The organism is Paenibacillus lautus (genome assembly GCF_050482385.1).
GTDB classification, from domain to species: domain Bacteria; phylum Bacillota; class Bacilli; order Paenibacillales; family Paenibacillaceae; genus Paenibacillus_AQ; species Paenibacillus_AQ lautus_B.
In genome coordinates this window covers 129,878-140,462 of sequence record NZ_JBCNHV010000002.1, presented here as the reverse complement: position 1 = coordinate 140,462, position 10,585 = coordinate 129,878, and the positions used below count along the sequence as shown (strand labels likewise).

General features: G+C 49.8%; 9 protein-coding genes. 1 reads left to right on the top strand and 8 read right to left on the bottom strand.

Features of this window, described 5'->3' with window-relative positions; translation table 11 throughout:
* Positions 1–189: 189 nt before the first annotated feature.
* Both ABEW73_RS05455 and ABEW73_RS05450 read right to left on the bottom strand, forming a co-directional pair.
* A complete protein-coding gene (locus tag ABEW73_RS05455) occupies positions 190–510 on the bottom strand; it encodes an RNA polymerase sigma factor (protein WP_430162259.1) in 321 nt (106 codons plus the stop codon).
* Positions 511–560: 50 nt separating this feature from the next.
* Positions 561–737 (bottom strand): hypothetical protein, encoded by a 177-nt coding sequence (locus tag ABEW73_RS05450; protein ID WP_430162257.1) that lies wholly within the window; start codon positions 735–737, stop codon positions 561–563.
* 157 nt (positions 738–894) lie between these two features.
* On the opposite strand from ABEW73_RS05450, the gene ABEW73_RS05445 reads away from it, so the two are divergent.
* A complete protein-coding gene (locus tag ABEW73_RS05445; protein WP_430162255.1) occupies positions 895–1,812 on the top strand; it encodes an ArsR/SmtB family transcription factor in 918 nt (305 codons plus the stop codon).
* 169 nt (positions 1,813–1,981) lie between these two features.
* Here ABEW73_RS05445 and pdxA read toward each other — a convergent pair whose 3' ends face one another.
* The 6 genes from pdxA to ABEW73_RS05415 all read right to left on the bottom strand — a co-directional run bounded on the left by pdxA (position 1,982) and on the right by ABEW73_RS05415 (position 10,526).
* Entirely contained in the window at positions 1,982–2,986 is a 1,005-nt protein-coding gene (gene pdxA, locus ABEW73_RS05440; protein WP_430162253.1) for a 4-hydroxythreonine-4-phosphate dehydrogenase PdxA, read from the bottom strand.
* Complete coding sequence (locus ABEW73_RS05435) at positions 2,983–4,284, bottom strand: four-carbon acid sugar kinase family protein (protein ID WP_430162251.1); 1,302 nt, start codon at positions 4,282–4,284, stop codon at positions 2,983–2,985. The genes pdxA and ABEW73_RS05435 overlap by 4 nt, the downstream gene beginning before the upstream one ends.
* Positions 4,285–4,299: 15 nt before the next feature.
* Positions 4,300–5,289, bottom strand: a complete 990-nt coding sequence (locus ABEW73_RS05430) for a 2-keto-3-deoxygluconate permease (RefSeq protein WP_071219527.1) — start codon at positions 5,287–5,289, stop codon at positions 4,300–4,302.
* 237 nt (positions 5,290–5,526) lie between these two features.
* Positions 5,527–7,236 (bottom strand): PrpR N-terminal domain-containing protein, encoded by a 1,710-nt coding sequence (locus tag ABEW73_RS05425; protein ID WP_430162249.1) that lies wholly within the window; start codon positions 7,234–7,236, stop codon positions 5,527–5,529.
* A 176-nt stretch (positions 7,237–7,412) separates the two neighbouring features.
* A complete protein-coding gene (locus tag ABEW73_RS05420; RefSeq protein ID WP_430162247.1) occupies positions 7,413–8,756 on the bottom strand; it encodes a glycoside hydrolase family 30 protein in 1,344 nt (447 codons plus the stop codon).
* A gap of 123 nt (positions 8,757–8,879) precedes the next feature.
* Complete coding sequence (locus ABEW73_RS05415; protein ID WP_430162245.1) at positions 8,880–10,526, bottom strand: sugar ABC transporter substrate-binding protein; 1,647 nt, start codon at positions 10,524–10,526, stop codon at positions 8,880–8,882.
* Positions 10,527–10,585 lie beyond the last annotated feature (59 nt).

Genomic DNA, 10,585 nt, shown 5'->3' with positions numbered 1-10,585 from the left:
CTAAAGGTCCATTCATTGCTCATTGAGTCTCGGGTACGATGCTTCTACTGTTATACAAAAAAAGCCGCGATTTTTCGCGGCAGCCGGCCATTCTATTCCAAGACGTTACGAAAACACCCTTTCTCTTCATTGCTGTTGTCCGAGTTTTTCATATTGGCGAAAAATCATACCCGAACTTCACGGATGAAGTCAAGGGGAGGGATGCGGAACTTTTCTTGCCCTTTCCCGGCCGTCCCGTATCGCTCCAAACTTCTTACCCAGCATCATTTTAAGCTTCTTGCGGGCTCTGCTCATTCGGTTCCGTACATTTTCAGGCTCAATTTGGAGCACTTCGGCAATTTCCAGGGTATTGAAATCCTCGTAATAATACAAATACATCGGCTGTCTCAGAGTTTCAGGCAGAGTAAGCACAGCAGACAACAGTTCGTCATGGTTCTCCTCGCTATTTATCGTCGATTCAGGCGCCTGCACCACGCACTCGCTTAAACGATTCTCCGAAAGAAAGTTCATCGGTTCCAGCTCCGTTTCCTCGTAGGTTTATCAGTTCTTCCTTATTCCCCTTAGTTTAACTTCACGTCCTTTTCGTGACTGGTTGCAATGGTCGTCTCTTCTTCGGGAAGATGCGTGCCCACCAATTTTACCGGGTCATGACCATATTTCCACGACTCTCTAGCCGTTCGATCCACTTCCATCTGCTGCTGCCTCATGAGATATTCTGCAACAAACCAACTGATCATCTACAGTCTCTCCTTTTATTTTCCGTTTGTTCATATTTTTTTGAACTATTTATTTAAGTTCAATTATATATGAACAAAATAAAAGTTCAATATTTATTTTACCCAGGATGTGGTATCATAAAAATAGAGTGATATGTACTTGAAGGAGAGAATGATCATGACCGTTATCAGAGTTGACTATTCGCCTGTTCACGAGCTGGTAAACAGCTTGTTTGCATATACAGATAATAAAAATCAAATGCATGATCTAGAAAATAAGTTGAGGAAGGAAATGCAGAAGAAGCTGCCTGCATCTTTTATGGATAAGCTCGAAGAACTGGATCTGGGCGAGACTATTGCTTATCTGCACCTGGTTATCGTAGACAGCCCGGAAAAAGACAACATCGAGAGGTTTCTTTCCTGGTTTGCCGATTTGGGAGAAGGCCAACTATATGAAATCCTGGCGCCTTATCTGGAAGAAGGATTTCATATGGGACTTAAAACTTTCCGGGATCTCAGCCATGAGATCATGTCGGAGTGGCACCGTACCTACAGCATCAAGCCGGAAATTCACGACTTGCTGGGGCGCTCGGCTGCCCGCATGGAGCAGCTGAGCCGGGTGCATCCCTACATTGATCTGATCGATGATGCAACAAGCGGAATCGCGCTCGATCCTGAAGACGAATATAGTGCCATTCTTCTCATCCCCACCTATCACATCAAGCCGTTAAACCGGATGGACTACGTGAGCAACCAACAGCTCATCATTAGCTATGCCGTAGACGATGAGCAGGTGGACGAGGATACACCCACCAGTCAGCTGCTGCGGATGACCAAGGGGTTGGCTGATGAGAAGCGACTGGTGTTGCTTCACATCCTGGCTAAAGGCCCCGTTACGTTTACCGAATTGCAGCAGAAGACCGGCCTTTCAAAGAGCAACCTGCACTATCATCTATCTCTGCTTAAAACAGCAGGCCTTCTGCGCATGCATTTCAAAATGCCGAATGAGCGATATAAATACAGTGCAAGACCTGAATCCTTCAATCAGCTGAAAGCGTTCCTGGAGTCTTACGTGTTTGGACTATCCCAGTCATGAGGAACGAATTCCGTTACAGCAATCAGACTTGAGGTACAATAAAAAAAAGATGACCCCACAGGTGGAGTCATCTTTTTGTCATGGACAGCTTGATTCCTGCGGAATCATCTGCTGTCACTTCGATTAAAAAGGTAATGGCGGCCGCTATACCCGCCCATCAACAACATCATTAGGCTTTAGGCGCCAGCTCCGCCGCCTGACGGATCGCTTCCATCAGGCTTTTCTCGTCGGCGGTGCCTTGACCGGCAATGTCGAACGCCGTACCGTGATCGACGCTGGTGCGGATAATCGGAAGGCCAACGGTAATGTTGACGCCTGCATCCAAGCCGAGCACTTTGACGGGACCATGCCCCTGATCGTGATACATAGCCACTACGATGTCAAAGTCACCACGAACCGTCCGGAAGAACAGCGTATCGGCCGGCAACGGGCCTACGACCTGGATTCCTTCCGCCTGCGCCTTCTCGACGCCCGGTATGACCTTCTCTTCCTCTTCGCCATATCCGAACAATCCGTTCTCGCCCGCATGAGGATTGATTCCGCAAACGGCAATCCTCGGAGCGGCGATGCCGGACTTCTGCAGTGTCTCATGAGCAAGCTTAATGACATGGTATACACGCTCCGGATTTATCGAACGGACGGCGTCGATGATGCCGACATGGGTCGTTACGTGAATGACCTTCAGATTCGGCGCGGACAGCATCATGGAGTAGTCCGTGGTTCCAGTCAAATCTGCCAGAATCTCCGTATGGCCCGGATATTTATGGCCCCCTTTATGCAGGGCTTCCTTATTCAGCGGAGCGGTGCATATGGCCTGGATTTTATGGTCCTTCGCCAATTCGATGGCCGTCTCCAAAAATTTAAACGCGGCGTGTCCGGCTTCCGGGGCAACTCGTCCAATCGGCAAGTCCGCCGGCAGCAAATCCAGATCAAGCACATGAACCGTTCCAAAACGGTAGTCCACCTGCTCCAGCTCATCGGCAGTAATCGCTTCGATCGCCAAGTCACTGTCCACAAAGGACTTTGCCCGCTCCAATATCTTCACGTCCCCGATCACAACCGGATGACTGATATGATACATCTCCTCATTCATGAGGCTCTTGAGTATAATTTCAGGACCTACGCCTGCGGCGTCTCCCATTGTAATCCCGATAACCGGTTTATGCTGGCTCATGTTCTCACCTTTTTCTTATTTGTTATATAGTTCAAGGAATCTGCCAGGGATTGATCATTTCCGAAGCCCCCGGCTTTGGTGACGGTCCAGTAACCTTTCTCCATGCCCTGAAGCCTTCCGAACGGCAGGCCAGGCTCTACTTCCGAATACAGCTGCATTTCTCCCATTCCAAGTTCCATACAGATAGCCTTAGCCGTATCACCGCCGGTTAATACCAACCCTTGGATCTCGGCGTATGCCTGTAGAATGGCTTTTGTCATTCTTCCAAGTCCCAGCGAGATTGCTTCGCTTACCTCGGTTGAAGATAATCCCCGCTCATCCCCTGCTTCTTTTGCAAGTCTGCGGTTTTCTTCCGAAGCGTCCACGTACAGGACCAAGTAGCGCTTGTCCATATCCTGAGCGATTTGCTGCAGGACATCCTCTGTATCGTAAGTTTCGCGAATCAGCGCGGCCGGGTCGATCTCCAGCATCAACGAGTCGGGCATATCTTCGACGGTACGAAGCTGCCGCCGGGTTGTTTGGGACAAGCTTCCTGATACGATCAGCGCCTTATCCGCCTGGGCCCAGTCTCGGCTGCCCTCCTCCAAGGAAGTCAGGGACAGCGCCTCCGGCAAGTATTCGATTAATCCGGCAGAACCAGCCCATAGAATCTTCTTGTCCAGCTGTGAAAATAATGCCGATATCGCCTGTAAATCCGCTTCCGTCTCACTATCGCATACAAACCAGGTTTGACCTTCCGCTAGCTTGGATTGGAGCCATGGCAGAAATTGCGCCGCGGGCTGCCGCACTTGACTTGATGAAACCAGCACCGCCTCAGGCTCTCCTTCCTTCTGCAGCAGCTTCGGGATATAACTTTCCGTTACGGGCGTTTTGGGATCCTTGGCAAACTCTGTCTCAGTGATCAGGACACCTTGAACATAGTGATGTCCCTGAACCGTTGTACGGTTCATTTTGGGAAAAGCCGGGGCGATCAGCACCAGATCCGGCCGGAACACCTTCTGCACCGCCCGCAATTCCTCTGCAACATTCCCGCGCAAGGTCGAATCCAGCTTCTTGTAGATGTGGCGGCAGCCCTGTTCTTCAAGGAATTGAGCGGCTTCGTACGCCGCTTCATAGGCATCCGCGCTGCGTTTCGCCCTGCTATCCGTATCCACAATCAACACTTCGGTACGGGTGTCCTGACGGTAATGGCGATGATCGAACACGACGGTGGAAACCAGTCCCTTCTTCGCCAATTGTACGCCCGAGTCATTCGCACCGGTCAGATCGTCCGCGATGATTCCAATTTGTTTTATCACATTTCATCACACCTTCTATGATTCGGCATCTGCTGTATTTGTATCAAATGAGTGCCCTTTCTTCTCTAGACGCTTCACTAAAAATCCGACATATAAAGGAAGCAGGATGGCGGTCGTTACCACGGACGCCGCAACCTGCACCGTCGCGATATCGGTAAATGCCGCAAAGGATGCATTCGCCGCCCCGATCGCTGCAGGTGTAGCCACGGCATTACCGGCTGTGGAGCCTTCCGCCGCTCCCACGATCGGATTCCATTTCAACGCTTTAAACACAAAGTACCCTGCGGTACCTGTAACGAAAACCGTCAGCAGTCCAAGAATGATACCTGACAAGCCACCATCCACAATCGCTCCGAAGTCAATGCCCATTCCGAGCGCAAATGCAAAGAACGGGATCAGCATGGAGCTGCCTTTGTCCAAAAACTTGCGCATCTCTTCATCCAGATTACCCAGCACCATCCCTACAATAATCGGAAGGAGAACCGAGATGAAGGACACGAAGGAGAACATGCCGTCCACGAATCCCATGGCGCCGAAGATCGATAAGGCCACCATCGTGAGGAAAGGTCCGTCATTCAGGGCTAGCAGCGAATATGCAGCTCGATCTTCCTTGCTGCCGTATTGGCCTACCAAGGCTACGAACAATCCCCCATTACTATTGGTCATCGCCGCAATGACGGCAATTGGAGCCAGACCCAGCCACAATCCGTTCTCTCCGGCAAACAGGTAAGCAATGAGACCAAACGCTGCGCCGACCACCCACTTCGTTACAAGCAGCGTGGCCCCTTTTCCGACGGAAACACCAAAGGACTTGACGTTAATCTGTGCTCCCGTACAGAGGAGGAACAGTGCAATCAATGTACTTGAACCGTTTACAAATAAAGACTCCGTGAAATTCCCGATCCGGAGTAAATCCGGTGCAAAGGTATTGATTACTGCTGCAATAAGCAACGGAACTACCATCATACCTCCAGGAATCCGATCCAACGTCGCTTTAATCTTCATTATTGTAACACCCCTCTAATAATTGTTTCAATATTAAACAGTGATTTCATATTGAAATCGCTTGCAGGATTTATTGTAAGTGCATTCAATTAAATTTGCAACAAATTAAAGATTAATTGTTGCAAATTTAAACAATCAATAACTTTGTTACCTCTAGCTTGTTGAAATATATTCCTACTCCCCTAATATCTGCCGAAACGGAGGGATCTATTGATCGCAAATCAAAAAAAGCTGAAACTATTGTTTCAGCTTTCTCCACAGGGTCGAACGGTTGATACCCAGCCGTTCCGCAACCTTCGTCTGATTAAATTGTTCTTCCTCCATAATTGCGTCGATGATCCTCTTCTCGATCTCATCCAGCGTACCGCGAAGAAACTCAGGACTCATCGCCGCTGACGGATGTTCTTCCTTCTTGGCTAGAAGCCGGGAAATGAGCTGCTTGCCGATTACGTAGCCTTTCTCCTCCGTCACTGCGTCCTGGAGCAGGATTTTCAGTTCCGACACGTTGCCCGGCCAATCGTACTGGGTCAGCAGGAGAATCGCCTCATCCTTGATCTTGATCGGTGAAGTCCCTAGCGTTCCATGATAGGATGCAATATAATAAGTCACCAACGGCTTGATGTCGTCCTTGCGCTCGCGCAGAGCCGGCACGGCGATCCTTGACGCCTCCTCATCCAGCAGGAGGGGATGATAATTCGAATCATCCTCTTCCAGCGAGAGAATGATCGTGAATCCCCGGTCCTTCATCTCGTTCATCCACTGCTTCAAATCCGTCATATCTTGTGGAGCGATCGCATCCAATCTATGGATGTACAGTGTGCGGATATCGCTGTCCCAAGCTTCTTTTTCGTCTTTTTCTAACAAGGCCATGGCCTGCTTTCCGGTAAGCCGAACATATAGACCTTCTTCGTTCTTTCGGTAATGAATATACCGGGAGAGCAGCTGCTTGCCTGTTCCGGCTTCGCCGATCAGAATCAGGGCACGGCTGTCCAGATGGTCCTCGATCCGCTGCAGGCAATCGCGCATCGCCTCGCTTTGCGATATCATCATCGGCAATTGGGTCACCGCCTCGACATGATAGCCTGCGGCCTCCCCATTCTGCTTCACCTCGGAAAAAGTGTACAGGTAGTACCGTTTCCCCTGTATTACTTTCAGCGTCCTCTTCTGTTTCAGCTTCCGGGTTCCGTCATCCTGAATCAGGATGGAGGCTTCCGTCTCCCGGTTTAGCCGAAGATCGGCTTGTAAACCTTCCACCTGGAGCGGACAGGAACCGTAATCCGGCCACTGTTCATATACAACCTGCCCCTCAGCATCCAATACGGCAAGGTTCGCGGCCGTTTCCTCCAGCAGTGCTTGCAAAAAGGATATTTCCCACTGCGTCCGTTCATGTAACCGAAATGCAGATTTGGCCTTTTGAAACGCATCAAAGATAGCCTCGCGCCCGGATTGGATCAGAATCCCTTCCAAATGGTGCTTGGTTGCTGCCTCTATCGTTACCACATCACCCATGATTAATTCGAAGCCCTTCGCCTTCAGATCCTCCAGAAGCCGGTCTACCTCTTCCGCCTTCTCTACCGTGAACACATCAACCTCAATATCCAGCACATCAGTAATGGCTTTGGCTCCAAGCGTAATATTGGAGAAGCCCACAATGGCTTTTTTACCTGGAAAATGATTGGCCAAGGTAAGCACGCGCAGCATATCATAGCCTGAAACATGGACGTCGATAACGGGTATGCTCACCTCGGGTTCGATCAGCTTGGCCGTACCGCCCCGGCTAATGATCACGTCATATCCCAGGCGTTCTCCTTCCTTTGCCAGAGGAACCGCTTCTAGCAAATTGCCGACCTCGACTCGGACTTCCAGCTCCGGCTCTTCCTTCCGGCATTCTTCTATTAAATGGCTCATAGCGGGATACGGAGCAATAAATAACGTTTTAATGGTCATGATTGTCACCTATATTTTCTTTGGTCAACCTTATTCTTGTTATTATTCTACCGTTTCTATATGAAATAACCAACTCTATATATGAAAAGGCACCCCCGCCGAGTCAACCATCGACCGAAAGGCCAACGGCGCCGACATAAGGTGCCTTATCCAACCTATGAACTGTTACCTCAGACTTACGCCTCCATTAAAACAGACACGGCGCTTTTCGGTGCAAGGCGGAGGTTAAGCTGCTCCGCTTCCTGCATATGCAATGCAGCGATCTCCTCTTTCTCGCTGTCGTTGAACAAAACGATGGCAATCGAGCCGTCCGTGTTCTTGAATGCTACCGAACGAATGGACTCATTGCTGGTAGAAGCAATACGAACCGCTTTCGGACGAATCACCTTACTAAAATGCGCCAGCGCGTAATAATCCAACGTATAGGCAAGCTCCTTCGTCTGCTGATTAACCGTGACAATGCCGCGGCAGGTGCTTTTTCCAAAGCCCGGAACGGTAGGACCGTTCTTCTCGTCCAGCGCCATATTCCACAGCACATAGGATTTACTGTGATTGCGGAGAATCTCGATACCAGTTCGCATCACATTGGAGAAGGCCTGCTCAAACGGCGGAATCCACTCTCCGCCTGATCCTTCTGTAAAATGAACCTCTTTTCCCGGGAATGCCTCGAACACTTCGGATTGGGCCAACGGCTTTCCGCCGTACCAGTGCCAAGCGACGCCATCCACGGCGTCACCCGCTTGCTCAAAAACGGTCAACGGGTACTCCGGCTTGTCCCAGTTATGGTCATAACAGAGAATTTTCGTATCGATATCGTTCTTCACGAATTGCGGCTTCAGATGATTCTTGATGAACTCGCTTTGCGCCTCGGGCAGCATGATCATGCCGGGGTAATGTCCTGGCGAATACAATGCCTCATTCTGCGGAGTGATCGCATAAATCGACAGCCTGTTGGCTTCATACTCTTTGATGTAACGCACAAAATAATTAGCATACACCGCATAGTATTCCGGCTTCAGCTCTCCGCCGATCATCGAACCGCTCGTCTTCATCCAGCCTGGCGGACTCCATGGGGAACCCATCAACTTGACATTCGGATTCAATCGCAGCGCTTCTTTCAGGAGAGGAATGATGTCTTCCTCGTCATGCGCAATGGAGAACTGGTTCAGCTCTATATCCGTCTGGCCCTCAGGCATATCATTGTAGCTGTAGAAGTCACGCGCGTAATCGGATGCGCCCATCGGCTGGCGGAGTACGGATAACCCGATCCCTTCGCTCGGATCGAACAGTCGTGTCATAAGCTCCGAACGCTGCTGCGTTTCCAGCACTTGATGAATGAGATAGGCAGCGGAGTCCGTGAAGGATGCGCCGAAGCCGTCCATCTCCTGAAACGTTTGCTCCTCATCGATCACAACCGTATGCTGCTGTGCGTCCGTTGATCCGGGAGCTAACTGCTCCTTGTCTTTCCTAACGAATAATTCCTTTTCCCCGTTTGACTGGTAGATTGTCATGTTCAGCATGCTGTTTCCCTCCAAGTTTCTTATGGTCTTGTGGTTTTCCTATCCCGCCTTATATTTGGAAGTTGACTTGGAAAGAGCCCCTTTCCTGTCAAGAAAGGGGCTCTCCCATCCATAAACGTTAACTTATTTCAGCCCCAGCTTCTCTTTGTTCGCCTTCATCTTCTCATTGCGGACTTCGACGATTTTATCCCAGTTGTTATCGTTCAGGAACTTTTTGTATTCATTCAAAAGGCTATCAAATGCTGCATCATCCTTCGAACGGATCATACTGACGAGAGTCGAATTCCATTTCGTATTGATGGCCGTCAGAGAGCGCGCTTCCGGTGTTCCTTGGTCCGGGTTGATATTCTCCAAAATAAAGTGCGGTACCAGCTTGCCTTTACCCCATTCCTGCATTTGCTTGATGGCATCCGGGAATGCATCTCCGCTCAGCGCTTTGTGGCGGTCATGGCCGAAGAACATGAATTCACCCATTCGATAGTCCTTCTTAAACGTATCCGGATTGTTCATCTGAAGATCCTTCACTTCAGGAAGGAATTCTACCGTTTCATCTGCATTCACTTGGTAGGTCTCGCCTTCAATCCCATAGTTCATCAGCATTTGTCCTTCTTCGCTTAACAGGTACGTGAAGAGCTGAATGGATTTGGCAGGATCTGCATTCTTTTTGGTAATAAAGCTAATCATCCAACCTGTAATACCGGACTGGTTCAGGGTTGGCGCATGTCCGACCGTGCTTTGCGGTCCGTCAATCGCGATGTACTCTTTCCCTTTGTTGTTGCTGTAGAAGCTTTGCAGGTTACCGCCCTGCTGCGGTGTACCGTCCAGCATAATCGTTGCGTATTTGCCTGCTTTGACCTTCTCTTCAAAAGCCGTTCCGTCATCGGCAAAGCTGTCATCGCTGATGGCTCCGTCACGATATACGGTATTAAACGCCTTCACCCAAGTCAGATAATCTTCATCCAGGTTACGGTTATAAAAGCCGCCGTTCTCGTCTTCCAGCGGCACGCCGATGAAATCCTGCAGCACGTCGCCAAGCGAGCCGGTGCCTTCGCCGATGGAGTTGAAGCCCAGTGGAATCAGAGCAGGGAACTGCTTCTTGATGTCCGCGAGAGCAGCTCGGAATTCTTCCGGTGTTCCCATAGCAGGCTTCCCTATAGCCTCATATACGTCCTTGCGGATGATAAATGCCGTTTTAGCCGGAATGTTTCCGCTGTCATAATCTTCCTGCGTATTGGAATAGTTCGGATATCCGTACGTTTTGCCGTCCTTCAACTGGAACCAGTTGATCGTATCCTGCGCCGCTACCTTATTGAAATAAGGATCATATTTCTCGGCAAGATCGTTCAGCGGCAGCGCCCATGTCGCCGCCTTCTGCACAACCGGGGAGTTGGAGTCAAACGTTGTGATCAGATCCGGCATTTCCCCGCCGGCAAAAAACGTATTCAATTTGGTGTCGTCACCCGTAATGAACTTGATGTTGATGTTCAGATCTTCCTTGATTTTTTTAGTTACAACGTCCTTGCCGAAATCCGTATTCCACCAATCCGCATTTACGTACCACGTAAGCTCGGTCGTCTCTTCTTTTTTATCAAGCTGCCAAGCCGGCGTCTCGGCATTCGGTGTATAACGATCCTCGATCGAAACCCAATTTTCCTTCTTGGAGCCGGAATTCCCGCCAGATCCGCCGCAGCCACTCACAACCAGCACAACTGCCATCAGTGCCGTAATCAGCGTAAGTCCTTTCTTACCCAAAGCTTTGTTCTTCAACATCCTGTAACCCTCCCTTTAAATAAAAGCGCTTTCTTTCCAGACCCTAGCCTGTACAGGTT